Origin of the sequence: Streptomyces sp. NPDC085596 (genome assembly GCF_044541565.1) — a bacterium.
GTDB lineage: Bacteria > Actinomycetota > Actinomycetes > Streptomycetales > Streptomycetaceae > Streptomyces.
This window is the reverse complement of the sequence record NZ_JBITTC010000002.1, coordinates 260,750-285,379: the sequence shown is the minus strand read 5'-3', so window position 1 is coordinate 285,379 and position 24,630 is coordinate 260,750. Positions and strand designations below refer to the sequence as shown.

The 24,630-nt window shown below is 72.8% G+C and carries 24 protein-coding genes; 12 read left to right on the top strand and 12 right to left on the bottom strand.

All coding sequences use genetic code 11. The features are described 5' to 3' along the window. The first annotated feature begins 10 nt into the window (after nt 1-10). From ACIGA3_RS06920 to ACIGA3_RS06910, 3 genes are read left to right on the top strand one after another with little or no spacing between them, the layout of a single operon-like run. Nucleotides 11-1,483: a hypothetical protein gene (locus ACIGA3_RS06920; protein ID WP_399711291.1), complete on the top strand. Its 1,473-nt coding sequence runs from the start codon at nt 11-13 to the stop codon at nt 1,481-1,483. After that, nucleotides 1,473-2,822 carry a DUF4407 domain-containing protein gene (locus ACIGA3_RS06915; RefSeq protein WP_399711289.1) on the top strand — a complete coding sequence of 450 codons (1,350 nt, stop codon included), beginning with the start codon at nt 1,473-1,475 and terminating at the stop codon, nt 2,820-2,822. The genes ACIGA3_RS06920 and ACIGA3_RS06915 overlap by 11 nt, the downstream gene beginning before the upstream one ends. A 27-nt stretch (nt 2,823-2,849) precedes the next feature. Continuing rightward, nucleotides 2,850-3,500: an LURP-one-related/scramblase family protein gene (locus tag ACIGA3_RS06910; RefSeq protein ID WP_399712464.1), complete on the top strand. Its 651-nt coding sequence runs from the start codon at nt 2,850-2,852 to the stop codon at nt 3,498-3,500. A 70-nt stretch (nt 3,501-3,570) separates the two neighbouring features. On the opposite strand, the gene ACIGA3_RS06905 is transcribed toward ACIGA3_RS06910, so the two are convergent. Both ACIGA3_RS06905 and ACIGA3_RS06900 read right to left on the bottom strand, forming a co-directional pair. Continuing rightward, the gene (locus ACIGA3_RS06905; RefSeq protein WP_399711287.1) at nt 3,571-4,539 is read right to left on the bottom strand and encodes a hypothetical protein; all 969 of its coding nucleotides are present in this window, start codon (nt 4,537-4,539) and stop codon (nt 3,571-3,573) included. Continuing rightward, on the bottom strand, nt 4,536-5,327 hold the full coding sequence (locus tag ACIGA3_RS06900) for a phosphatase PAP2 family protein (RefSeq protein WP_399711285.1): 792 nt from the start codon (nt 5,325-5,327) through the stop codon (nt 4,536-4,538). The genes ACIGA3_RS06905 and ACIGA3_RS06900 overlap by 4 nt, the downstream gene beginning before the upstream one ends. Before the next feature lie 201 nt (nt 5,328-5,528). Between ACIGA3_RS06900 and ACIGA3_RS06895 the strand changes: the two genes are divergently transcribed. Further along, the gene (locus ACIGA3_RS06895; protein ID WP_399711283.1) at nt 5,529-6,194 is read left to right on the top strand and encodes a TetR/AcrR family transcriptional regulator C-terminal ligand-binding domain-containing protein; all 666 of its coding nucleotides are present in this window, start codon (nt 5,529-5,531) and stop codon (nt 6,192-6,194) included. A 156-nt stretch (nt 6,195-6,350) separates the two neighbouring features. Here ACIGA3_RS06895 and ACIGA3_RS06890 read toward each other — a convergent pair whose 3' ends face one another. Further along, nucleotides 6,351-7,283 (bottom strand): DUF2510 domain-containing protein, encoded by a 933-nt coding sequence (locus tag ACIGA3_RS06890; protein ID WP_399711281.1) that lies wholly within the window; start codon nt 7,281-7,283, stop codon nt 6,351-6,353. A 308-nt stretch (nt 7,284-7,591) separates the two neighbouring features. Here ACIGA3_RS06890 and ACIGA3_RS06885 point away from each other — a divergent pair, with 308 nt between their 5' ends. Further along, on the top strand, nt 7,592-10,273 hold the full coding sequence (locus tag ACIGA3_RS06885; RefSeq protein ID WP_399711279.1) for an ATP-binding protein: 2,682 nt from the start codon (nt 7,592-7,594) through the stop codon (nt 10,271-10,273). 7 nt (nt 10,274-10,280) lie between these two features. Here ACIGA3_RS06885 and ACIGA3_RS06880 read toward each other — a convergent pair whose 3' ends face one another. Further along, nucleotides 10,281-11,357 carry an ATP-dependent DNA ligase gene (locus tag ACIGA3_RS06880; protein WP_399711277.1) on the bottom strand — a complete coding sequence of 359 codons (1,077 nt, stop codon included), beginning with the start codon at nt 11,355-11,357 and terminating at the stop codon, nt 10,281-10,283. 73 nt (nt 11,358-11,430) lie between these two features. Here ACIGA3_RS06880 and ligD point away from each other — a divergent pair, with 73 nt between their 5' ends. Further along, nucleotides 11,431-12,453 (top strand): non-homologous end-joining DNA ligase, encoded by a 1,023-nt coding sequence (gene ligD / locus ACIGA3_RS06875; RefSeq protein ID WP_399711275.1) that lies wholly within the window; start codon nt 11,431-11,433, stop codon nt 12,451-12,453. A gap of 61 nt (nt 12,454-12,514) precedes the next feature. Next, nucleotides 12,515-13,534, top strand: coding sequence for a LacI family DNA-binding transcriptional regulator (locus tag ACIGA3_RS06870; RefSeq protein ID WP_399711273.1), 1,020 nt, complete (start codon nt 12,515-12,517; stop codon nt 13,532-13,534). Nucleotides 13,535-13,595: 61 nt separating this feature from the next. Here ACIGA3_RS06870 and ACIGA3_RS06865 read toward each other — a convergent pair whose 3' ends face one another. The 3 genes from ACIGA3_RS06865 to ACIGA3_RS06855 form a co-directional block, all read right to left on the bottom strand. Beyond that, nucleotides 13,596-13,922, bottom strand: coding sequence for a pentapeptide repeat-containing protein (locus ACIGA3_RS06865; protein WP_399711271.1), 327 nt, complete (start codon nt 13,920-13,922; stop codon nt 13,596-13,598). Nucleotides 13,923-14,002: 80 nt separating this feature from the next. Beyond that, nucleotides 14,003-14,371 (bottom strand): hypothetical protein, encoded by a 369-nt coding sequence (locus tag ACIGA3_RS06860; RefSeq protein WP_399712461.1) that lies wholly within the window; start codon nt 14,369-14,371, stop codon nt 14,003-14,005. A 110-nt stretch (nt 14,372-14,481) separates the two neighbouring features. Beyond that, complete coding sequence (locus tag ACIGA3_RS06855) at nt 14,482-15,270, bottom strand: VOC family protein (RefSeq protein WP_399711269.1); 789 nt, start codon at nt 15,268-15,270, stop codon at nt 14,482-14,484. A 203-nt stretch (nt 15,271-15,473) separates the two neighbouring features. Here ACIGA3_RS06855 and ACIGA3_RS06850 point away from each other — a divergent pair, with 203 nt between their 5' ends. Further along, nucleotides 15,474-15,719, top strand: coding sequence for a WhiB family transcriptional regulator (locus ACIGA3_RS06850; protein ID WP_161148549.1), 246 nt, complete (start codon nt 15,474-15,476; stop codon nt 15,717-15,719). Nucleotides 15,720-15,759: 40 nt separating this feature from the next. Here the strand turns inward: ACIGA3_RS06850 and ACIGA3_RS06845 are convergent, their stop codons facing one another. From ACIGA3_RS06845 to ACIGA3_RS06835, 3 genes are all read right to left on the bottom strand, one after another. After that, nucleotides 15,760-16,734 (bottom strand): acyl-ACP desaturase, encoded by a 975-nt coding sequence (locus tag ACIGA3_RS06845; protein WP_399711267.1) that lies wholly within the window; start codon nt 16,732-16,734, stop codon nt 15,760-15,762. A gap of 171 nt (nt 16,735-16,905) precedes the next feature. Continuing rightward, complete coding sequence (locus ACIGA3_RS06840; RefSeq protein WP_399711265.1) at nt 16,906-18,531, bottom strand: ABC-F family ATP-binding cassette domain-containing protein; 1,626 nt, start codon at nt 18,529-18,531, stop codon at nt 16,906-16,908. 312 nt (nt 18,532-18,843) lie between these two features. After that, the gene (locus tag ACIGA3_RS06835) at nt 18,844-19,260 is read right to left on the bottom strand and encodes an SsgA family sporulation/cell division regulator (protein WP_399711263.1); all 417 of its coding nucleotides are present in this window, start codon (nt 19,258-19,260) and stop codon (nt 18,844-18,846) included. A gap of 207 nt (nt 19,261-19,467) precedes the next feature. On the opposite strand from ACIGA3_RS06835, the gene ACIGA3_RS06830 reads away from it, so the two are divergent. Continuing rightward, nucleotides 19,468-19,797: a plasmid stabilization protein gene (locus tag ACIGA3_RS06830; RefSeq protein ID WP_399712459.1), complete on the top strand. Its 330-nt coding sequence runs from the start codon at nt 19,468-19,470 to the stop codon at nt 19,795-19,797. Nucleotides 19,798-19,809: 12 nt separating this feature from the next. Here the strand turns inward: ACIGA3_RS06830 and ACIGA3_RS06825 are convergent, their stop codons facing one another. Further along, nucleotides 19,810-20,106, bottom strand: a complete 297-nt coding sequence (locus ACIGA3_RS06825) for a YciI family protein (protein WP_399711261.1) — start codon at nt 20,104-20,106, stop codon at nt 19,810-19,812. A 33-nt stretch (nt 20,107-20,139) separates the two neighbouring features. On the opposite strand from ACIGA3_RS06825, the gene ACIGA3_RS06820 reads away from it, so the two are divergent. Then, the gene (locus ACIGA3_RS06820; RefSeq protein ID WP_399711260.1) at nt 20,140-20,844 is read left to right on the top strand and encodes an endonuclease V; all 705 of its coding nucleotides are present in this window, start codon (nt 20,140-20,142) and stop codon (nt 20,842-20,844) included. Here ACIGA3_RS06820 and ACIGA3_RS06815 read toward each other — a convergent pair. Continuing rightward, a complete protein-coding gene (locus tag ACIGA3_RS06815) occupies nt 20,841-22,025 on the bottom strand; it encodes a saccharopine dehydrogenase family protein (RefSeq protein WP_399711258.1) in 1,185 nt (394 codons plus the stop codon). The genes ACIGA3_RS06820 and ACIGA3_RS06815 overlap by 4 nt on opposite strands. A 221-nt stretch (nt 22,026-22,246) precedes the next feature. Here ACIGA3_RS06815 and ACIGA3_RS06810 point away from each other — a divergent pair, with 221 nt between their 5' ends. Together ACIGA3_RS06810 and ACIGA3_RS06805 are read left to right on the top strand one after the other, a co-directional pair. Continuing rightward, nucleotides 22,247-23,374 (top strand): CaiB/BaiF CoA transferase family protein, encoded by a 1,128-nt coding sequence (locus ACIGA3_RS06810; protein ID WP_399711256.1) that lies wholly within the window; start codon nt 22,247-22,249, stop codon nt 23,372-23,374. Nucleotides 23,375-23,406: 32 nt separating this feature from the next. Then, complete coding sequence (locus ACIGA3_RS06805) at nt 23,407-24,621, top strand: acetyl-CoA C-acetyltransferase (RefSeq protein ID WP_130329048.1); 1,215 nt, start codon at nt 23,407-23,409, stop codon at nt 24,619-24,621. The last annotated feature ends 9 nt before the right edge of the window (nt 24,622-24,630 follow it).

The window sequence follows — 24,630 nt, the reverse complement described above, 5'->3', positions numbered from 1 at the left end:
GGGTGTTCACATGAGCGACGCCTCGCGCGCACCGTACCCGGTCGTCTCGGCCCGGACCCTGGAACCACCGGCCGCCCGTGGCTGGCGCGGCATGGGCACCGCCCGGCGCGAGCGCTCGGAGCTGCCCCGGCTCGAACCGCACCAGGTCGCCGTGTACCGGGTGGGGGAGGACTGGGTCGAGAGCCACGGCGACCTCGACCCGCGCTCCGAGACGGCGGTGCGGGCCACCTCGGTCACCGTGGTCGACCGGCGCCGTGACGTCCCGGTGGAGGCCATGGTCACGGTGCCCTCGGCCGACGGCACCGACTGCGCCGTACGGGTCCGCTTCCGCTGCACCGCCGAGGACGCCGTGGAGCTGATGCGCGAGGGCGGCCCGGCCGACGTCTCCGCCGCCCTCGTCTCCTACCTCCAGGGGTGCCCGGCGCTCACCGGGGAGTACGTGCCCCACGGGGACGCGCAGCTCGCCGAGGTGAGCAAGCGGATCTGCGCGAACGTCACCGCCTACGCGCTCGCGCAGCCGCCCCGGCTGCCGGGCATGGGCGTCGAACTCGTCAGCGTGGACCTGCTCACCCCGGACCAACTGCGTGAACTCCAGCAGCGGTTGGCGGAGCTGGAGTTCCAGCGGCAGCGGGACGCGGTGGAGCAGGCCGTCGCCCAGGAGCGCACCAAGCGGGAGCAGGAGCACCAGCAGCAGCTCGCCCTGCTGAACCAGCAGCACCAGGAGGAAATCCAGCGCCGCGAGCAGGAGGCCGAACTCCACCTCTCCGAACAGCGGGCCGCCTACGAACGTGAGCAGGAGGCGCTCGACGCGGGCCAGGAGGAGCGGTTCGGCTCCCGCTTCGCCCTGTGGCGGGCCTACCGGCGCAAGGAGGTCACGGCCGAGCAGCTCGCCGACCGGCTGGGCGGCGCCGAGCGCGAGGTGCGCGAGGCCGAGGAGCGTCGGGACGAGACCGAACGGGCCCTGCTGGAAAGGCTGTCGAGCCTGTACCGCGAGGACGTGCGCACCGACACCGAGCGGGCCGACCGCCGCTGGGAGGTGGAGCGGCAGCAGAAGATCCGCGAGCTGGAGGCCGGCCGCGAGGAGCGCCAGCGCCGCGACCAGCAGCGCCGCGAGGACGCCCTGCGCAAGGAGCGCGACGACCGGACACGGGCCGACCGGCGCCAGGAGATGAAGTTCGAGCTGTACAAGAAGCTCGTCCAGGAGGGCCACACCGCGACGATGCCCATCGACATGCAGCGGCTGCTGGAGGAGCTGATCGGCGGCACCATCGGCAGCGGCGCGGACGACGTCCGCACGGAGGTCGAGGCCGGCGAACGCGTCGACGACTCCGGCCCGGCGCCGGCGGGCGGCACCGACGACGCGTCCCGCTCCGGCCCCGCGAACGCCGGTGCGCGCGCTGCCGGGGACGGCAAGCGCTACGAGGACGACGGCCAGGACCCGTTCGACATCGGCGATGTGGGGAGGGAGGAGAATGGCTACTGAACCGCCCGCCCCGGCACCCCGCGGCCCCGGGCGTCTGCTGCGCTCCGGGATAGGCGTGTACGAGCCGGTCCTCGACACCGTGCCGTCCGACCGCCCCGCCTACACCCGCTACGGCGGCATCGTCCTGGCCACCGCGCTGCTGGGCGGGGTCTCGGTGTGCGTGGCCCTGGACTCGGTGCTGCAAGGGGCGCCGGTGTGGGCCCTGGTGACGGCCGGGACGGTGTGGACGGTCTTCGTCTACCTCGTCGACAGCTGGCTGGTCTCCAGCACCCACGGCAAGGTCTCCCGGCGCCGCAACCGCGCCCTGATGCCGCGCTTCCTGCTGTCGGTCCTGCTCGGACTCGCCATGGCCGAGCCGCTGTTGTTCCAGGTGTTCGCCCCCGAGATGGACAAGCACCTGACCGAGGGCCGGGAGCACGCGGCGCGGACGTACTACGGGCAGCTGCTGGAGTGCAACCCGGTCGACGGCACCACCACCCTGGACCGCCCCGACTGCGAGAAGAACCAACTCCCGCTGCACGGAGCCCCGGTGGCGCTCAGGAACCAGATCACCGACGTCAAGGACCAGCTGACGCAGCTGAACACCCACATCGCCGATGTCGACCGGCAGCAGGCGAAGCTGGACACCACCTCCAACGAACTGTGCGCCAGGAAGAACTACAAGCGCGTCCCCGGAGGCTGGGACGTCACCGAGCAGTGCGAGATCGCCCGGAACCAGGCGGCCGCGTACCGCTCCGGGAACGACGTCGACCCGGACCGTGCCAAGGCGACGGCCCTGCGCAACCGGGTCGACACCCTCACCGGCCGGATGAAGAAGGCCACCGACGAGTACCGCGTCAAGGTGCTGGCGGCGGCACGCGCCGAACGCACCCGCAAGGCGGGGGACTTGCGCGCCACCGGCCTGCTGGACCGCGCGGAGGCCCTGTGGGCGGTCATGACCAGCGCGTTCTACCCGTGCTTCCTCGCCGTCGTCCTGCATCTGCTCCTGCTGGTGCTGGACTCCCTGCCGGTCCTGGTGAAGCTCATGACCGGGGTCAGCGCCTACGACCGGGCGCTGCACGCCCACTTGGGGCACGCCCTGCGCTCCGGCGAGGCCGATCTCCGCACGGCCGAGGAACGGGCGCGGGAGCGGCGGCGGGCCGAACTGGCCCTGCTGCGCGCGAAGACCACCGAGGAGCGGGAGGCCGCCGAGCACGAACTCGCCCAGTCCCGTGTTCGCCGTGAGAAGGAGCGCCGTGCCCTCATCGAGGACCTCACCCGCACCCTCCTGAGCGAGGAGCCCGACCGGAATATCGGGTTCCCGGAACAAAATGGTCAGGTACGGTTCAAGCCACGGTAGGGTGCCCCGGTGACCACGCAATCGAACATTCCTTCAGGCTCGTACCCCGACGCGAACGGTACGGACCGGACGCCCGGCGGCACCCTGTTCACCGAGCCCGTCCTCGTGGTGAACCAGAAGGCCAAGCTGATCGAGCTGACCAACGAGTACAAGGTCATGGACCAGAACGGCCGTGACCTCGGTTCCGTGGTCGAGGTCGGGCAGAGTGTGCTGCGCAAGATCCTGCGCTTCGTCTCCAGCCTGGACCAGTACCTCACGCACCGGCTGGAGATCCGGGACACCGAGGGCCGGCCGCAGCTGCTGCTCACCCGGCCCGCGAAGATCTTCAAGTCGCGGGTCCTGGTGGCCCGTCCGGACGGTTCGCAGGTCGGCGAGATCGTCCAGCAGAACATGATCGGGAAGATCAACTTCGCCATGAACGTGGACGGCCACCAGGTCGGCGCGATCAAGGCGGAGAACTGGCGGGCCTGGAACTTCGCCATCGTGGACCACGAGGGCACCGAGATCGCCCGCATCACCAAGACCTGGGAAGGTCTGGCCAAGACGCTGTTCACCACGGCGGACAACTACGTCCTCCAGATGCACCGTCCGCTGTCCGAGCCGCTGCTGAGCCTCGTCGTGGCGACGGCGCTCACCGTGGACACCGCGCTGAAGCAGGACGCGCGCGGCCTGGGCTGACGGTTGCCTCGGCAGACATGGGAAAGGGCGGCCGGCGCAGCAAGCGCCGGCCGCCCTTCTCCGTCTCCGGTTACAGCCGCGTCAGACGGCGGGGCCTCGACCGCCTCCGGGTCAGCCTCGGTTCCCGGGTCGCCGTGCCCGGCTCCAGCGCCAGCACCGCGGCCACCGGATGCTCGTCGTCGTCCGGTCCCGGCGCTGGCGGGGGTACGGCCGCCGCGGCCGGTGTCGCCCGGGTCAGCAGGACCACGCCCCGGGCCGCCAGGCCCGCTCCGGCGAGCGCCAGCAGGATGCCGACGGCGCCGCCGTTCAGGCCCTGGCCGAGCAGGGTCAGGCCGATGACCGAGGCGGCCAGCGGATTGGCCAGGGTGACCACCGCCAGCGGGGCGCCGAGCCCGCCCCGGTAGGCCGTCTGCGACAGCAGCAGCCCGCCGGTGGCGAACGCGGCCACCAGCACCGCGACCACGATCACCAGGGGGCTCAGCGCCGGCCCCGAGCCCTCGGTGGCCGCCACGGTCGCGGTCTGGGTGAGCGCGGAGGCGACACCCGAGGCGAACCCGGACGCGGTCGCGTGCCGCAGGCCCGGCCGGGCGCCGGGCCGGCTCAGGGTGCCGATCACGGCGGTGGTCGTGGCGGCGACCGCCAGCGCCGAGGGCAGGCTCAGCGCCCGCTCGGGCGCCGGGCCGGAGGCCGCCATCAGCAGCGCGCCCAGCCCGAACAGGGTCAGCGCCGTACCGCGCCACTCCAGGGCGGTGACCCGGCGTCCGGCCGCCCGCGCGCCGAGCGGTACGGCCGCGACCAGGGTGAGCGCGCCGAGCGGCTGGACCACGGTGAGCGGGCCGTACCGCAGGGCGACGACGTGCAGCAGGGCGGCGCCCGCGTTCAGGCCGACCGCGGACCACCAGGCGCCGGTGCCCAGCATCCGCAGCAGGCCCGCGCCCACGTCGCGGGAGGCGAGGCGCGCCTGCGCGACGGCCGCCGAGGCGTAGGCGACGGCCGATATCAGGGACAGGCCGATGGCGACCAGCAGCGCGCCGCTCATCGGGCCGGCCCCGCGAGCGCGGTGTCCTGGGGGAGGAGCCAGGCACTGGGCGGGGCGGTGCCCGGCGTGCGGTGCGGGGAGTGGACGACCGCGAGCGCGGTGACCAGCAGGGCCGCCGCCACGATCGAGTCCAGCCAGTAGTGGTTCGCCGTGCCCACGATCACCGCCAGGGTGACCAGCGGGTGCAGCAGCCACAGCCAGCGCCAGTGGGACCGGGTGGCGGCGATCAGGCCGACGGCCACCATCAGCGCCCAGCCGAAGTGCAGCGAGGGCATCGCCGCGAACTGGTTGGAGAGGTGGTCGCGGGCGGGCGGCCCGTACACCGAGGGGCCGTAGATGCGGGCCGTGTCCAGCAGGCCGGTGCCGCTCAGCATCCTCGGCGGGGCCAGCGGGAAGGTGAACGTCAGCACCAGCGCCGCGCTCGTCACCAGTGCCAGGACCCGGCGGGCCCAGATGTAGTGGGCGGGGCGGCGCAGATACAGCCAGACCAGGAAGGCGACGGTGGCCGGGAAGTGCACGGTCGCGTAGTAGGTGTTCGCGAGATGGACGAGGGCGTCGCCGTGCAGCAGCGCCGACTGGACGTCCGTCTCGGCGGGCAGATGGACGGCGCGCTCCAGATGCCACACGCGGTGGGCGTCGCGGAAGGCGTCCGAGGTGTGGCCGTCGGCGAGCCGGCGCCCGAGCTTGTAGACCAAGAAGAGCCCCGCGACGAGCAGGAACTCCCGCACGAGCGGTGGCCGGGCTGTCGCGTCCGGTGCCGCTTCGGCGGGCTCGGATCGGGCGTTCATCCCCCGGCCCCCTTCACTGACGGTGGTGCGTGCTGGGTCCGGACGGCTTCCGAACTCAGCGATACGTTTCCGTACCGATACGCCAGTGTACCGATACGGTCGAGTACCGGTACACTTCCGTATCGGTACAGTGCGACACACTGGGACCGGGCAGCACACGCCGAGGACGAATGAGCCGGGACGAGTGAGGGGAAGCCAGGTATGACGTCGCAGGCCGCGGACGAACCGGAGACGGTCGTCGCCTCGCGCCGCTCCAAGCTCACGCCGGAGCGTGAGCAGGAGTTCTTCGACGCCGTGCTCGACCAGATCCGCACCTGCGGGTACGACTCCGTCACCATGGAGGGCGTCGCCGCCAGCACCCGGTGCAGCAAGTCCACGCTCTACCGGCAGTGGAAGACCAAGCCCCAGTTCGTCGCCGCCGCGCTGCGCGCCAACCGCCGGGTGCGGTTCGCCGGCATCGACACCGGCTCCCTCACGGAGGACCTGCGGCAGGCGGCGCGGGCCGCGGGCGACTGGTCCGGCAAGGACACCCGGCTGCTCCAGTCGCTGGGGCACGCCGTCACCGACGACCGGGAACTGGCCGAGGCGCTGCGCGAGGCCCTGGTCCACCCGGAGATCGCCGCGCTCCAGGAGATGCTGGAGCGGGCCGTGGCGCGGGGCGAGGTCCCGGCGGGCCACCCCGCGCTGGAGTACGTACCGGCGATGATGTTCGGCGTCCTGCGCGTGCGTCCCGTGCTGTGCGGGCAGTATGCCGACGCGGACTACCTGGTCGGGTTCGTGGAGGCCGTCGTGCTTCCCGCTCTCGGCCTGACCCGGAATCCGGCCGAACAGGCCGGCACAGACACCAGGCCGCCGTTCACGGGATGACTGAACGGTGACCTGGTCGCGCCGCACCGTGGGGACGGGGGCGGCGCGTACCCAGGCCGGGCGGGGCTCCCCTTGAGCGGAGGGGAACCCCGCCCGGCCCGTACTTCTTCAGGGGCCGGGGCTCAGAAAGGGCAGGGACTCAGACGGGGCCGGGACTCAGACGTCCTGTCCGTTTCCGCCGCCGGACGACACCTTGACGCCCTTGAGGATCTCGTCCATCACGGCCGTGGACTGCCCCACGTCCAGGCCGAAGCGCACCACCAGCATGCGGCTGGGATCGGCGGGCGACGGGAACGCGGCCGACTCCACATAGCCGTCCGCGCCCTTGCTGGTGACCGCCTTCCAGCGCACCAGGTAGCCCTTCTGCCCGGCCACCGTCACCGCCCGCGACGCCAGCACCTGGTGCGAGGTGATGCCGCCGTACGAATTGCCGCCGTACGACTCCTCCGCATTGGCCGCGACATCGGCCTTGGCGACCGCCTCGGCCGTCTCGCCGCGCGTGCCCAGCGCGCGGGCCGGTGCCGAGTACGCGCCGCCCGCCGTGCAGTTCTTGGACGTGTCGCCGGGGCACTTGTAGGACTTGTCCGAGGTCACCTGCGCGCCGATGGCGAACGCCTGGCCCGTCCAGCCCTCGGGGACCGGCATGCTGATCCCGTTGACCGGGTCCGGCAGGGTCCCGCCGCCGCGCACCTTGGGCGCGGCCGAGGTGCCGGGGGACGGCGACTCCTGCGGGTCGCCCGGCCCCTCCTGGCGGCGCTCCTGCCCCTGCCTGGGGCGCGAGTCGGCGCGGTCGCCCCCGCCGGGGTCCTTGGCCAGCGCGTACACACCGATCCCGACGCACGCCAGCACGGCGGCCGCCGCCGCGACGGCTATGCCCGTACGCAGCCCGCGCCGGGACCCGGCCGGGGGCTGCGCGGGATGGCCCGCGTAGGCGTACGGAGGATAGGCGGGCGGGGGAGCGGACTGTGCGGTCCCGGACGGACGGACCTCGGCCGTCCAGGCGTTGCCGTCCCACCAGCGCTCGGTGGGCGGAGCGTCGTGCGTCTGTCCGGGGTCGGGATACCAGCCGGGAGGAGTCACCTGCGTCATGGGCATACCGTATGAGGAGTCGGTGAAAGCTGGATGAGAGCACCCGCCCTCGTTCGCGCCGACGGCTCGGCCCGCGGGCCGGTACCGATTCACAGGTTTATCTGATTCCCGGTCAATAAGTGGCATCTCAAACGGAGTTGACGGGCGACTATGCACAAACCGGCCGGTCGGGAGGGGTGTTCGTCAGCCGGGCCGCGACCCGGTTCACCCAGCGGGACAACACCTGCCCCGAGCGGGCGCCAACGGACCGTCCAGGCCGCTACGCTCGTGGTTCGTACGCTGTTCGGACGACCTGTGGAGGTAACGGGATGACGGAGGGACGGCCACAGGCGGCCGCCTCGGGCTACCTGTGGGAGCGGGAAGCGGAGATCGCCACCGTCACCGAGGCGATCGAGCTGCTGTGCGCCGACCGGACGTCCGCCGGCAGCCTCCTCCTCTTCCGCGGCGAGGCCGGACTCGGCAAGACCGCACTGCTCGCCGAGATACGCCGCATCGCCGAACGGCGCGGCTGCGTGGTCTGGTCGGCGCGTGCGGGCGAGACCCTGAAGTCCGTCCCGTTCCACGTCCTGCGGCAGCTCCTCCAGCCCGCGCTCGCCGCCCTCACCCCGGACGAGACCCGCGACTACCTCGCCTCCTGGTACGACATCTCCGGCCCCGCCCTCGGCATAGTGGAGCCCGGCGAGGGCAGCCCCGACCCGAGTTACGTCTGCGACGGACTCGTGTACGCGGTGAGCCGTCTCGCCTCCCGCGCCTACCCACTGGTCCTCGTGATCGACGACGCCCACTGGGCCGACCTGGAGACGCTGCGCTGGCTCGCCGCCTTCGCCCAGCGCCTGGCCGACCTGCCCGTGCTCGTCGTGGTCGCCCGCAGGCCCGGCGAGGCCCTTGGCGACAGCGCCCGCCTCCTGGACGAGATCGCCGCCGCGGGCCGTCCCGTCAGCAACCTCAGCGAGCTCACTCCGCAGGCCACCGCGGGACTCACCCGCGCCACCATTGGCCCGCAGGCCGACGACCCGTTCTGCCGCGAGGTCTGGGCCGTCACCGGCGGCAACGCCTACGACACCGTGGAACTCCTCGCCAAGGTCCGCGACCGCGAACTCCATCCCGTCGAGGGCCGCGCCGCCGAACTGCGCGACCTCAACCGCTCCGCGCGCGGCGGCGGACTCGTCGACCGGCTGCGCGAACTCGGCGTCGAACCCACCAAGTTCGCCTGGGCGGCCGCCATCCTCGGCACCGGCAGCCCCGTCGGACTCGTCGCCCGGCTCGCCATGATGGACGCCGACACCGCCGCACGCTGCGCCGAACGGCTCTGCGGCGCCCGTATCCTCGCCGAGGTCGCTCCCGACCCGACCGCGCCCCAACCCCAGGACGTCACCCTGGAGTTCGTGCACCCACTGATCGCCTCCGCCGTCTACGACTCCATCACGGACGGGATGCGCACCGCGATGCACGGCATCGCCGCGAACATCGTCACCGAGACCGGACGCAGCGCCGCCGAGGCCGCCCGGCATCTGCTGAAGGTGCACCCCGACGGCGACGAGAGCCTCGTCGAGCAACTGCGTGAGGCCGCCCGCGAACACCTCGCCGTCGGCGCCCCCGACGCCGCCTGCGCCTGTCTCGAACGCGCCCTGGAAGAACCTCCGTTGCCCCACGTACGGGCTCAGGTGCTGTACGAACTCGGCCGCGCCAGGCTGCTGTCGGCGCCCGCGCTCACCATCGAGCATCTGCGGGACGCCCTCGCCACCACCCCCGGACTCGACAGCGCCCAGCGCGTCGACGCCTCCATCCGGCTCTCCCAGGCCCTGCTCCACAACGACCAGTTGGAGGAGGCCGTCCGTACCATCGAGGCCGAGGTCAACCGGCATGAGCCGGGCCCGGTCCGGATGCGGCTCCAGGCCGTGCAGTTCACCTGGGAGGCCGTCCACGGCGAGACCGTGTCCCCGGAACGCTCCCGGCGCCTGGCCGAACTCGCCGCCACCTGCGCCGGGCGCGACAACTCCGAGCGCGCCCTGCTGATCCTGCGCGGCTTCGACGCCATGACCCACGGCGAGAACGCCGAGCAGGTGGTCGAGCTGTGCGACCGCGCCCTGGTCAACGGCCGTCTCGCGCCCGGCCTCGGCTGGACCGACGACGAGTGGGGCATCGAGCTGCTGATGATGCTCGGCAGCGCCTACGCCCACACCGACCGGCTGGACCGCGCCGAGAGCCTCTTCTCCGAGGCCCTGCGCGCCTACACCCGCGCCGGCTGGCACGGCGGCCACCTCTCCCTGGCCAACGCCTACCTCGGCCTCGCCTACCGCCGCCAGGGCAAGCTCCAGGACGCCGAGACCGCGCTGCGCGAGGCGGTCCGGCTTGCCGAGCGCGTCGGCCGGGGCCTGCCGCTGTACTGGTCGGCGACCTGCGGACTGGTCGAAACCCTGCTGGCCCGAGGCCATGTCACCCAGGCGTGGTCCGTCGCCGAGCGGTACGGCTTCGCCCCGCCCTACCCGTCCACCATCGTGCTGCCCGACATCCGCTCCGTACGCGGACGGCTGCTGCTCGCCGTGGGCCGCACCGAGGAGGGCATCAACGAACTGGAGGCCGCCGAGAAGGCCGCCGCCTCCCGGGGTGGCCACAACCCGGTCCTCGCGCCGTGGGCCGTCGACCTGGCCAGGGCGCTCGCCGTGCACGACCCGGAGCGGGCCCGCGCGCTCCTCACCGACGCCCGCCGCCAGGCCGAGCGGTTCGGCACGGACACCGCCATAGGAGAGGCCCTGCGCTGCGCCGCCGCCCTGGAGACCGGCCCGAGCGCGGAACGCCTCGCCGCCAAGGCCGTCGCCTATCTGGAGGCGTCCCCCTGCCAGTACGAGCACGCCGCCGCCCGCGTCGAACTCGGCATCCTCGCCCGCTCCAGGGCCGAACTCACCCGCGGCCTCGACCTCGCCCAGGCGTGCGGCGCGGACGGACTCGTGACCCGCGCGAGCGAGGCACTGGAGAACCTCGGCGGCTGAAGGGGACTCATACCTCCGGCGCGCCGCCCAGGATCTCCGCCAGGTCGTAGCGCACCGGCTCCTCCAGCTGGGCGAACGTACAGCTCTGCGGGGTGCGGTCCGGGCGCCAGCGGCGGAAGCGGGCGGTGTGCCGGAAGCGGCGGCCGTTCTCCATGTGGTCGTACGCCACCTCCGCGACCCGCTCCGGGCGCAGCGGCACCCAGGACAGGTCCTTCTTGCCCGACCAGCGGCTCGGCGCCCCCGGCAGCCGGGCCGTCTCATGCGCCGCCTCCTCCGCCCAGCGCGCCCACGGATGCCCGCTCACGTCGTCCATCCGCAGCGGCGCCAGCTCGTCCACCAGCTCCGCGCGCCGTTTCATCGAGAACGCGGCCGCCACCCCCACGTGCTGGAGCGCGCCCTCGTCGTCGTACAGCCCGAGCAGCAGCGAGCCCACCACGGGACCGCTCTTGTGCAGGCGGTACCCGGCGACCACCACGTCCGCCGTCCGCTCGTGCTTGACCTTGAACATGGCCCGCTCGTCCTGCAGATAGGGCACGGTGAGCGGCTTGGCGACCACTCCGTCGAGCCCGGCGCCCTCGTACTGCTCGAACCAGCGCTGCGCCTCCGCCGCGTCGGTCGTCGCGGGCGCCAGATGCACCGGCGGCGTCACCCCGGCCAGCGCCCCGTCCAGCAGCGCCCGCCGGTCGGTCAGCGGCACGTCCAGCAGGGAGTGGTCATCCAGCGCCAGCAGGTCGAAGGCGACGAAGGACGCCGGGGTCCGCTCGGCCAGCGTCCGCACCCGTGAGTCCGCCGGATGGATGCGCTCGGTCAGCGCGTCGAAGTCCAGATGCCCGTCCCGCGCGATCACGATCTCCCCGTCCACCACACACCGCTCGGGCAACCGCTCCCTCAGCGCCGCCACCAGCTCGGGGAAGTACCTGGTCAGCGGCTTGCCCGTGCGGCTGCCCAGCTCGATCTCGTCGCCGTCGCGGAACACGATCGCCCGGAAGCCGTCCCACTTCGCCTCGTAGTGCATGCCCGGCGGGATCTGCGCCACCGCCTTGGCGAGCATCGGCTTCACGGGCGGCATCACCGGCAGGTCCATACGCCGATTCTGCGCGCCCACACCCGCCACCGCCCGGTGTGCGGGCCGCGCGGGGTACGCCTACGGTGGCCGCATGGGCGATGCGGTGGAACTTCAGGTGGGCGGCCGGACCGTACGGCTGACCCACCCGGAGCGGGTGTTCTTCCCCGAGCACGGCTACACCAAGCTCGACATCGCCCAGTACTACGCGGCGGTCGCCCCCGGCGTCCTGCGCGCCCTGCGCGACCGCCCCACCACCCTCCAGCGCTACCCGGAGGGCCTGGAGGGGGAGTGGTTCTACCAGAAGCGCGCCCCCAAGAACATGCCGTCCTGGATTCCCACCGCCCACATCACCTTCCCCAGCGGTCGCAGCGCCGACGAGATGTGCCCCACCGAGGAGGCGGCCGCGGTGTGGGCCGCCCAGTACGGCACGCTCACCTTCCACCCCTGGCCGGTACGCCGCGACGACGTCGACCACCCCGACGAACTCCGCCTCGACCTCGACCCGCAGCCCGGCACCGGCTACGAGGACGCGGTCCGCGCCGCCTTCGAACTCCGGGCGGTCCTCGACGAGTTCGGGGGCCTGCGCGGCTGGCCCAAGACCTCCGGCGGCCGGGGCCTGCACGTCTTCGTACCCATCGAGCCGCGCTGGACCTTCACCCAGGTACGGCGCGCGGCCATCGCCGTCGGCCGCGAACTGGCCCGCCGGATGCCCGAGCACGTGACGGTGAAATGGTGGAAGGAAGAACGCGGCGAACGCATTTTCGTGGACTACAACCAGACCGCCCGCGACCGCACCATCGCCTCCGCCTACTCCGTCCGCCCGCTGCCCGACGCCACCGTCTCCGCGCCGCTGCGCTGGGACGAGGTCGCCGACGCCCGGCCGCGGGACTTCGACATCGTCACCATGCCGCGCCGCTTCGCCGAACTCGGCGACGTGCACGCCGACATGGACGACCACCGGTACTCCCTCGACGGCCTGCTGGACCTGGCCCGCCGCGACGAGGCCGAACACGGCCTGGGCGACCTGCCGTATCCGCCGGAGTACCCGAAGATGCCCGGCGAACCCAAGCGCGTGCAGCCGAGCCGGGCCCGCAAGGACCAGACGCCCTCCTGAGCCCCGAAGGGCACCGGGCCCCGCGGCTATCCTGATCACAGCCGCCGATGAGGAGCACCGAGTGACCGAGGCAGTGTCGCGTCCCACGCTGGAGGCAGTGGCCGCGCGGGCCGGGGTGTCCCGCGCCACCGTCTCACGCGTCGTCAACGGCGGCGACGGCGTACGCGACTCGCTCGTGGCCCGCGTCCGTCTGGCCGTCGACGAACTCGGCTACGTCCCCAACCAGGCCGCCCGCAGCCTCGTCACCAAGCGGCACGACGCTGTCGCGGTCGTCATCGCCGAACCCGGCACCCGCGTCTTCGCGGACCCCTTCTTCGCCGCCCAGCTGCGCGGCATCAGCAAGGAACTGACCGCCCACGACAACCAGTTGGTCCTGCTGCTCACCGAGGGCCGCGACGACCACGCGCGGGTCGCCCGCTATCTCGCCGGCGGCCATGTCGACGGTGCCCTCGTCTTCTCCCTCCACCTGGACGACCCGCTGCCCGGCCTGATCCGTGACGCGGGCGTCCGCACCGTCTTCGGCGGCCGCCCCGACTGGGACGAGGGGGACGCGGGCGGCGCGGTGTACGTCGACAGCGACAACCGGGGCGGAGCCCGCGAGGCGGTGCGGCACCTCGTCGGCCTCGGCCGGACCCGGATCGCGCACATCACCGGTGCCCTGGACCAGACCTCCGCCGTGGACCGCCTGGACGGCTACCGCGATGTGATGGGCGAGGCCGACCCCCGACTGGTCGTGGAGAGCGACTTCACCCCGGCCGGCGGCGAACACGCCATGCGCGAACTCCTCGCCCGCCGCCCCGACGTCGACGCCGTCTTCGCCGCCAACGACCTCACCGCCCTCGGCGCGCTGCGCGTCCTGCGCGAACACGGCCGACGCGTCCCCGAGGACGTCGCGGTGATCGGCTTCGACGACATGGCCCCGGTCGCCGAACAGACCGACCCACCACTCACCACGGTCCGCCAGGACATAGAGGAAATGGGCCGCCTCATGGCCCACCTGCTCCTCGGCGGCGGTCCTGCCCCCGGCGGAAACGGCGGCGTCATCCTCCCGACGACCCTCGTCCGCCGGGCGTCCGCCTAGATGATCGATGCCAAGGGGGCCCCTGTGCCGAGTCAGGTTCAGTGCCTCGGCCGTCGGCCGGTCACTTGATGACGGGCCAGCCGATGACCTGGTCGAGCTCAAGGTCTCGGAGGACGGCGTCGTCCAGCTTGATGCCGGTGGCGTCGGTCAGCCCGTGACGGGGGGTGCCGGTGCGGACCTGACCGATTCGCGCGCCGGTCAGGTCCGCCTCTCGGAGGTCGGCCCCGGTCAGATCGCAGCCCGCCAGAGAACTGCCGCGCAGGGAGGCGCCGCGGAGGTCGGCCCCGCGAAGATCGCACAGCTTGAAGTGGCAGCCGTCCAGGGTGGCGTGACGCAGATCGGCCCGGCGGAACGAGCACCGGGTGAACCACAACTGCCGCAGGGACACCGACGCGAGGTGCTCACCATCGAAGGACCGCCTCTGGAGTGCCGCGTTCCGGTGGCGTGACCCGAGGTCTTCCCTGGCCGTCACCGCTCTGTCCGCGTGGACATCGTGTCAGCCGGCGACGCCGTGTCCTGGCCGGTGCCGGGACCGTCGAGGAGGCGATGGAGTACGGCGGCCTCGGTACGGAGCCGCGCGGCCCGCTCGGCGTGTGCGGGCGCGGTCAACTGGGCTGCCACCTCCAGCCGTTCGGCGGCCTCGGCGCGCACGATGTCCACCACTTCGCGCTCGCTCAGTTCATGCCGCGCCGCTTCGGTGCTGCCGACACCGACCGGCGCATGCTCGAGGGCCACGCCCCGGAGCGTCACTTCGTCGACGGGCATCGCCTCAGCGTTGTCCAGCGCGGCAAGCGTCGCGCGCAGGGCGCTCACCGCGGGCTTGTCCCGGGCGCGCATCGCTTCGGGCAGTGCTTGACGCATACGGAGCCTCAGAGACATGCCGACGACCTTATGGCCGTACCGCCGCACCCACAACGCGATATACGTGCGCCCCCCATGCACGTGCGCTAGACGCCCTGCGAGGGGTCGCCCTTGATCAGCGCGAACTCGTACCCGTGCGGGTCGGCGAGGCGGGCCAGACGGCCGACGCCCGGCACGCTGGTCGCGGGCATCCGGACCGTGCCCCCCAACTCCTCGGCCCGTGCCACCAGGGCGTCGGTGTCGTCGGTGCCGAAGTACGGGAGCCAGTACGGGGCGGTGTCGGCGGGGTTGTCCAGGGAGGTGACGATGCCGCCGAACGAGGCTTCCTCATCGGCGTCCGCCGGGTACAGCGAGGTGTAGACACCGCCGGGGAAGACCACGCCGGAGGTCTCCACGCCCAGCACCCGGTGGTAGAAGGCGGCGGCCGCCGCCACGTCCGGGGTGTGCAGCTCGACCCAGCACAGGGCACCCGGCTCGGTCGCCGCGTCCAGGCCCTCGACCGGGTCCGGCTGCCAGACCCGGAACGCCGCCCCGGCCGGGTCCTTCAGGCCCGCCACCCGGCCAAGCCCCAGCAGCTCCGTCGGCCAGAACACCACCTTGCCGTGCGCCACCCCGGCCGCCTCCGCGGTGCCCAGCGCGTCCGCGCAGCGGAAGTACACCGTCCAGCCCGCCCGGCCCCGCTCCGGGTCGAGCGCCATCGCGCCGGCGACCGTACTGCCGTCGAGCCGGAGGAAGACGTAGCCGCCCGTCTCCGGGCCCGCCGGCACGGGCTGCCAGCCGAAGAGGCCGCCGTAGAACGCGAGGCTCGCCGCCAGGTCGGGGGAGCCGAGGTCGATCCAGTTCGCAGCGCCGTCGGGGAAACGGGTGGTGAGCATGCGCGCCCTCCTCGGGGACCGTCGGCCGTGCCGTCCTGGCACCGACGAGTCTGGCACCGGGCGAGGAGGATCACCCCGCGCGCCGCCGTGCGCGGGCGTGTCCGGCCGGAGGATCATCGGGACGGCCCACGGGGAGGCCGCCCGGACCGCTTGTTGACACGGCGTTGATCAAACGTTTTTCGGCGCGCGGCAGGATCCTGGCCATGCACATCGAGACGATCACACCGGCCGATTCCGCCTGGCAGGGGCAGGCCCTGTGCGCGCAGACCGGGGCGGACTTCTTCTTCCCCGAGCCCGGCAGTTCGGTGCGCGAGGCGAAACGGATCTGCGCGATGTGCGAGATCCGCCCCGCCTGCCTCGACTACGCCCTCGCCCACGACGAACGCTTCGGCGTCTGGGGCGGCCTGTCCGAACGCGAACGGCTCGCCCTGCGCCGTACGGCCCGCTGAACACGCGGGCCGTACGGCCTGGACAGGTCCTGAGTCCCGGTCAGCCGGCCGCGCGCGCCGCCAAGCGCGCCTTGCGGGCCGCGAGGCGCTCGTCGAACTTGGCGGCCTCCGAGTCCAGTGCGCCCATGAACACACCCAGCTCCTCCTGGGCCCGCAGCCCCTCCGGACCCAGGCCGTCGATCTCCATGACCTTCAGGAAGCGCAGCACCGGCTGGAGCACGTCGTCGTGGTGGATGCGCAGGTTGTAGACCTCCCCTATGGCCATCTGCGCGGCAGCGCGCTCGAAGCCGGGGATGCCGTGGCCCGGCATGCGGAAGTCGACCACGACATCGCGGACCGCCTGCATGGTCAGGTCGGGCGCGATCTCGAACGCGGCACCCAGCAGGTTCCGGTAGAAGACCATGTGCAGGTTCTCGTCGGTGGCGATGCGGGCCAGCATGCGGTCGCAGACCGGGTCGCCCGACTGGTGGCCGGTGTTGCGGTGCGAGATCCGGGTGGCCAGCTCCTGGAAGGCGACATAGGCGACCGAGTGCAGCATCGAGTGCCGGTTGTCGGACTCGAAGCCCTCGCTCATGTGCGACATCCGGAACCGCTCCAGCGCGTCCGGGTCGACCGCGCGCGAGGTCAGCAGGTAGTCGCGCATCACGATGCCGTGCCGGCCCTCCTCGGCGGTCCAGCGGTGCACCCAGGTGCCCCAGGCGCCGTCGCGGCCGAAGAGCGAGGCGATCTCGTGGTGATAGCTGGGCAGGTTGTCCTCGGTCAGCAGGTTCACCACCAGCGCGACCCGGCCGATCTCGGTGACCTTCGACTGCTCCTTGCCCCACGCCTCGCCGTCCTCGAAGAGGCCGGGGAAGTTACGCCCGTCGCTCCACGGCACGTACTCGTGCGGCATCCAGTCCTTGGCGACCTTCAGGTGCCGGTTCAGCTCCTTCTCGACCACTTCTTCCAGCGCGAACAGCAGTCGCGCGTCGGTCCAGGCGGACGGGCTGCCGAGGTGAGGGGAGGTGATCGTCACGGGAACTCCAGAAAACGGCCGAGCGGAGAAAAGGGAGATTCAATGACATACCCATCCTATGGGCGGCGCCATGAACCTACGGCTTCGTAGCCTACGTGTCCGTAGGTTACGAAGCCGTAGGTTAAGGGTGGCGTAAGGGTCGCCCGACCGGGTGGGCGTGCTGCTCCCCGCCTACCCGATTTCCTCCCGAGTCGCGTCCCGCAGCACCCCGTCGGCCACCAGCAGCCAGCGGGTGATCCCGATGGAGTCCAGGAACGGCAGGTCGTGCCCGGCGACGATCAGCGCGCCCTCGTACGACTCCAGCGCCGAGGTCAACTGGCGCACGCTCGCCATGTCCAGGTTGTTGGTCGGCTCGTCCAGCAGCAGCAGTTGCGGGGCGGGTTCGGCCAGCAGCAGCGCGGCCAGCGCCGCCCGGAACCGCTCGCCGCCGGAGAGGGTGCCCGCCAACTGGTCGGCCCGCTTGCCCCGGAACAGGAAGCGGGCCAGGCGGGCCCGGACCCGGTTGCGGGTGGCGCCCGGCGCGAACCGGGCCACGTTCTCCGCGACCGTCGCCTCGTCGTCCAGCACGTCCAGCCGCTGGGGGAGGAACCGCAGCGGCACATGGGCCTGGGCCAGCCCGGCCACCGGGGCCAGCTGCCCGGCGATCGTGCGCAGCAGCGTCGTCTTCCCGGTGCCGTTGCGGCCGACGAGCGCGATCCGCTCCGGGCCGCGCAGGTCCAACAGGCCCTCCACACGCGGCCCGTGGACCGTCTCCAGCTTCTCCAGCGTGAGTACCTGCCTGCCCGGTGGTACCGCCGTGTACGGCAGGTCGACGCGGATCTCGTCGTCGTCCCGGACCGCCTCCACCGCCTCGTCCAGGCGTTCCCTGGCGTCGGCGAGCCGCTCCTCGTGCATGATGCGGTGCTTGCCCGCGGACTCCTGGGCGGCGCGTTTGCGGGCCCCCATCACGATCTTCGGCTCGCGCTTGGAGTCGTACATCTTCTGCCCGTACCGCTTGCGGCGGGCCAGCTTCATGTGGGCGTCGGTCAGCTCCCTGCGCTGTTTGCGGACGTCGGCCTCGGCCGCGCGCACCATCCTTTCGGCCGCCTCCTGTTCGACGGCGAGGGCCTCCTCGTAGGCGGAGTAGTTGCCGCCGTACCAGGCGACCTCACCGGCGCGCAGGTCGGCGATCTGGTCGACCATGTCCAGCAGTTCGCGGTCGTGGCTGACCACGACGAGGACGCCCGGCCAGCCGGCCACGGCCGCGTACAGCCTGCGGCGGGCGTACAGGTCCAGGTTGTTGGTGGGCTCGTCCAGCAGCAGCACGTCGGGGCGGCGCAGCAGCAGCGCGGCCAGCCGGAGCAGCACCGACTCGCCGCCGGAGACCTCGCCCACCGTGCGGTCAAGGCCGATGTGGCCGAGGCCGAGTTCGCCGAGGGTGACCAGGGCGCGCTCCTCCACGTCCCAGTCCTCGTCGAGGGTCTCGAAGTGTTCCTCCGAGGCGTCGCCCGCCTCGATGGCGTGCAGCGCGGCCCGTTTGGCGGCGATGCCGAGGGCCGCCTCGACGCGGAGGGCGGTGTCGAGGGTGACGTTCTGCGGGAGCAGGCCGATCTCGCCGGACACCCTGATGGTGCCGTCGGTGGGGACGAGCGCGCCGGAGAGCAGCTTCAGCAGGGTGGACTTGCCCGAGCCGTTGGCGCCGACCAGGCCGGTGCGGCCGGGGCCGAAGGCGATGTCGAGGCCGTCCAGGACGGGCGTGCCGTCCGGCCAGGCGAAGGTCAGGGAGGTGGCGGAGAGAGAAGTCGCGGGTGATGACATACGGGCCTCACGGTTGCCGGGTGCGGTCTGGTCGGGGGAGCTGACGAGACACCGCGGGGCGGAAACCGGAAGCCTGGAGGCACAGGAGGCAAGGAAAGCCAAGAAAAAGGGCCTGCGCCTGAGGGACGGCTCGTACGCCGAGGTCGAACGCCACGCACACCTCACCGGTGTGAACGCGATGTCTCATGACCTCAGACGAGCAACGTCCTTCTCCTATCGACGGCAACAGAACCGCTGTACACGCTACGAACGGCTGTGAAGCCTGTCAACGCGATTAATGCCGGAGCGGGACGGGCCCCTGCCCGGGCCCGCTCAGCCGGAGTCCCGCATCAGCTCGGCCAGACCGTGGTCCAGATCGACCTGAAGGTGCTCCAGGCCCACCGGCACCAGCTCGCCGGCCGCCCGCAGGAAGCGCCGGATCTCCCCGGAGCGCACATGCACCACCGCGGTGCCCTCCGGCGCGTGGAACTCCAGCACCGTCCGGTCGTAGCCGTACGGCCGCACGCGTACGTCCCCCTGCCCCTGCGGCTCGTGCAGCCCGGCGGAGAGCAGCTCGCGGGAGAAGGTCCAGCACACCTCCACGCCCGCCAGCGTGGCCGGGGCGGGGAAGGTCATCCGGACGGCGTACGGGTCGCGCCGGTCGTAGTGCAGCGCGGCGGGAATGCTCGGCATGCGCGGCGCGGCGGCGACGAGACGCGCCTCCACGATTGCCTCGATCACGGTGGACAAAGCTGTGCTCCCTCGGGACGGCTGGACACTGCTCCTGCGCGGGTCGCGGCCCGACACCGGGAGAGACGACGGAACCCGCCGTTCCGTGCACACCCGACGGGAGTGACCTCGGTCACGATTGCGGGGTGCGAAACGGGCTCGAATCCGGGTACTCGGTTCGCTACCGGACAACACGAGAGGGCCCGCACGGCGACGAAGGGAGCGATGATGCCAGCCGGTTCCAGCCCCAAGCGTGAGCGGCAGTACGAGCACATCAAGGACAGCGAGCTGGAGCAGGGCGCGAGCGAGGACCGTGCCGAGGAGATCGCCGCGCGCACGGTCAACAAGGAACGCGCCCGCGCCGGGGAGTCCAAGACCGCCAGCCGTACCTCGACCGAGGACATGTCCTCCGGACGGCGCGGTGGGCAGCGCTCGGGGAAGGGCCCGCAGGGTCCGACCTACGACCAGCTGTACAACGAGGCGAAGCAGCGCGACATCCACGGCCGCTCCGACATGAACAAGGAGCAGCTCCGGCGCGCGCTGGACAAGAAGAAGTGAGCCGGCGCGGGCTCAGCCCGCGCTCTGCCGGTACCGCGCCAGCTCGGGCGCCGTCTTCGTGGCGGTGAACTCGGTGACGCGGTACTCGCACACCCCGGCCGTGACGAACGGGTCGCCCGCGACGACCGCCTCGATCTCGGCCCGGCTGTCCGCGACGGCCAGGATCACCCCGCCGTCGCGGGGGTTCTTGCGGCCGGAGGCCAGGAACAGCCCCTTGTCGTACTGCTCGTCCAACCAGGCCACATGAGCGGTCAGGGCGGCGTCGACGGCGTCGAGCGGGGCGGTGTACGTCAGCTCCAGTACGAACATGATCGCGAGCCTACCCCCGAGCCCCGTATCGTCATGGCCACCATGATCTCCGCACAGGTTCCCGCGGGCTGGCCCGCCACCGAGGAGGAGGCCCGCGCCGTCCAGGACGCGCTGCGCGGCCGTGTCGTCCGCGACGAGTCCGGCCCGCCGCCCGGCACCGGCCATGTCACCGGCGTGGACGTGGCCTACGACGACGAACGCGATCTGGTCGCGGCGGCGGCCGTCGTCCTGGACGCGGCGACGCTGGAGACGGTCGCGGAGTCGACGGCCGTGGGCCGGGTCGCCTTCCCCTACGTCCCCGGCCTGCTCGCCTTCCGTGAACTGCCCGCCGTGCGCGCGGCCCTGGAGGCGCTGCCCTGCCCGCCCGGCCTGGTCGTCTGCGACGGCTACGGCCTGGCCCACCCCCGCCGGTTCGGCCTCGCCAGCCATCTGGGCGTCCTGACCGGCCTGCCCACGCTGGGCGTGGCCAAGAACCCCTTCACCTTCACCCACACCGAACCCGCCCCGGCGCGGGGCAGCACCGCGTCACTGCTCGCGGACGACGGCGAGGAGGTGGGCGTCGCCCTGCGCACCCGGACCGGGGTCAAGCCGGTGTACGTCTCGGTGGGCCACAGGGTGACCCTCGCCGACGCCATCGCCCACACGCTCGCGCTGACCCCGCGGTACCGCCTCCCGGAGACGACCCGCAGAGCGGACGCCCTGTGCCGACGGGCGCTGCGGGAGGCGGTGGCGTCCTAGACGCTCCGCTCCGCCACCACCCGGAACCCGATCCCCGCCGCCCGCAGTCGTTCCAGCAGGGCGTCGCCCATCGCCGTGGCCGGGGTCAGCTGGCCGGAGCGGTCCGGGAGGGTGTCGGTCGCCAGGGACAGGGCCGCCTCCGCGAACATCTTCGCCGTCTCCCCGTAGCCGGGGTCGCCGCCCGTGACCTCGGTGAAGACACGCCGGCCGCCGCCCTCGCCGACGAAGCGGACACGGAACCAGCTCCGGGCGCGCTTCTCGGCGCTGGGGCCCTCGCCGGGCTGGAGCCGGCCGGAGAGCCAGGCGCGTACGGGGGAGAGCTGGGCCGCCAGCGCGAGCGCGCCCACGCCCGCCACCCCGGCCGCCGCGACCGGGAGGTGCTCGACCGCCGCGTAGTGGCGGTAGCGGAAGTCGGGGCCGTAGCGGTCCAGGGACTTGGCGGAGCGGCGCACGATCTGCGGGTCGATGGTGGGCAGCGGCAGCGCCCAGGCGCCGACCTCCCCGGCGTAGCGGGGCGCGCCCGTGGGTGCCGAGACCCGGCGGTCCATCAGGCGCGGCTCGTGCCGGGCCCGGTCGCGGGCCGCCGCCCACATGCTGCCGGCACGCGCGAACTGGTTCAGCGCGGAGGCGAGCGTGCCGCCGGACAGGGATGCGTCCGCCGAGACGAACCCGTCCACCCGCAGCGGCACCCCCTCGGGCAGCTGCCGCACCGTGAAGTAGGCGCCCAGGTCGTGCGGTACGGAGTCGAAACCGCAGGCGTGCACCAGGCGGGCCCCGGTCTCGCGGGCGCGGGCGTCGTGGCGTACGTACATCAGGTCCACGAACTCGGGCTCGCCGGTGAGGTCCAGGTAGTCCGTACCGGTGTCGGCGCAGGCGGCGACCAGCTCCTCGCCGTAGGTGATGTACGGGCCGACGGTCGTGGCCACCACACGGGCCTGTTCCGCGAGCGCCCGCAGGGTGGCGGGGTCGCTCACGTCGGCCCGGAGCACTCCGATGGCCGAGCCGCCGGGCAGTCGGTCGCGCAGCGCCTCCAGACGGGCGAGGTCCCGGCCCGCGACGGCCCAGCGCAGGCCCTTGGGGGCGTGCGCGGCGAGATACTCCGCCGTCAGCGTGCCGACGAAGCCGGTGGCGCCGAACAGCACGATGTCGTAGGGGCGGTCCGTCGATTTCAGCCTGCTCATGACACTCCTTGACCGTGCAGCCCGCGCAGCTGTCGGGGGCCGAGGCTAGCGTGAGCGGTACGGGGCCCGACGGGCGCCCCGGCGGTGTGCCCGGGGAAACGGGGCGCACCGGGGCACTTCGCTAAGCGCCCGCTCGTTCAGGTCTTGTGCCCGGTGGACGGTGTTCCTAGCATCACCGGTGTTACATCGTTTGTGTCATACGCGCTTGGGGGCATGACGGCATGACGACGGCAACGACGCCGGAACAGGGCCCGCTCAGCGGGGTGCGGGTGGTGGAGCTGGCCGGGATCGGGCCGGGCCCCTTCGCCGCGATGCTGCTGGCCGACCTGGGCGCCGACGTGGTCCGGGTGGACCGCCCCGACGGCCCCGGCCTCGGCATCGACCCCGCCCATGACGTGACCAACCGCAACAAGCGCTCCGTCGTGGTCGACCTCAAGGCCCCGGACGGCCCCGCGCGCGTGCTCGACCTCGCCGAGCGCGCCGACATCCTCATCGAGGGCTACCGCCCCGGCGTCGCCGAGCGCCTCGGCGTCGGCCCCGCCGACTGCCACGCCCGCAACCCCGCCCTGGTCTACGGCCGGATGACCGGCTGGGGCCAGGACGGCCCGCTCGCCGACCGCGCGGGGCACGACGTGGGCTACATCGCCGTCACCGGCACCCTCGGCATGATCGGCCGCCCCGGCGAACCCCCGGCCCTGCCCGCCAACCTCCTCGGGGACTACGCGGGCGGCTCCCTCTACCTCGTCGTGGGCGTCCTCGCCGCCCTGCACCACGCCCGCGCCACCGGCACCGGCCAGGTCGTGGACGCCGCCATCGTGGACGGCACCGCCCACCTCTCCGCCATGATCCACGGCATGCTCGCCGCGGGCGCCTGGCAGGACCGCCGCGCCGCCAACCTCCTGGACGGCGGCTGCCCGTACTACGGCACCTACGAGACCGCCGACGGCCGGTACATGGCGGTCGGCGCCCTGGAACCCCGCTTCTACGCCGAGTTCCTCCGCCTCCTCGACCTGGACGGCCTGGCCGACGCCCACCACGACCCGGCCCGCTGGCCCGAACTGCGCGAGAAGGCCGCCGCCCGCTTCAAGTCCCGTACCCGCGCCGAGTGGACGGCCCGTTTCGAGGGCACCGACGCCTGCGTGGCGCCCGTACTGAGCCTGCGCGAGGCCCCGCACCACCCCCACCTGGCCGCCCGCGCCACCTTCACCGAGCACGACGGGCTGGTCCAGCCCGCCCCCGCCCCGCGCTTCTCCGCCACCCCGACCGGCGTCCGCACCGGCCCCGCGCTGCCCGGCACCGGCGCAGCCGAGGTGGCCCGCGACTGGGACCTCCCGCAGACCACCGGCTGACCGCCCCGCCCACCCTCCCGAAAGGCACACCAGTGACCACCGAAGCGTTCGTGTACGACGCGATCCGCACCCCGCGCGGCCGAGGCAAGGCCAACGGCGCGCTGCACGGCACCAAGCCGATCGACCTGGTCGTCGGCCTGATCCACGAGATCCGCGCCCGCTTCCCCGGCCTGGACCCGGCCGCCATCGACGACATCGTGCTCGGCGTCGTCGGCCCCGTGGGCGACCAGGGCTCCGACATCGCCCGGATCGCCGCCGTCGCCGCCGGACTGCCGGACACCGTGGCGGGCGTACAGGAGAACCGCTTCTGCGCCTCGGGCCTGGAGGCCGTCAACACGGCCGCCGCCAAGGTCCGTTCCGGCTGGGAGGACCTGGTGCTGGCGGGCGGCGTCGAGTCGATGTCGCGCGTGCCGATGGCCTCGGACGGCGGCGCCTGGTTCAACGACCCGATGACCAACCTCGCCACCAACTTCGTCCCGCAGGGCATCGGCGCCGACCTCATCGCCACCATCGAGGGCTTCAGCCGCCGCGACGTCGACGAGTACGCGGCCCTGTCCCAGGAGCGCGCCGCCAACGCCTGGAAGGAGGGCCGCTTCGAGCGCTCGGTGGTCCCGGTCAAGGACCGCGCGGGCCTCACCGTCCTCGACCACGACGAGCACCCCCGCCCCGGCACCACCGCCGACTCCCTCGCCGGGCTCAAGCCGTCCTTCGCCGACATCGGCGAACTCGGCGGGTTCGACGCGGTCGCGCTGCAGAAGTACCACTGGGTGGAGAAGATCGACCACGTCCACCACGCGGGCAACTCCTCCGGCATCGTGGACGGCGCCTCCCTGGTCGCCATCGGCTCCCGCGAGGTGGGGGAGCGGTACGGGCTCACCCCCCGCGCCCGGATCGTCTCCGCCGCCGTCTCCGGCTCCGAGCCCACCATCATGCTCACCGGCCCCGCCCCCGCCACCCGCAAGGCGCTCGCCAAGGCCGGGCTGACCATCGACGACATCGACCTGGTCGAGATCAACGAGGCGTTCGCCGCCGTCGTCCTGCGCTTCGTCAAGGACATGGGCCTGTCCCTGGACAAGGTCAACGTCAACGGCGGCGCCATCGCGCTCGGCCACCCCCTCGGCGCCACCGGCGCGATGATCCTCGGCACCCTCGTGGACGAACTGGAGCGGCAGGACAAGCGCTACGGCCTGGCCACCCTGTGCGTCGGCGGTGGCATGGGTATCGCCACGATCATCGAACGCGTCTGAACTCCCAGC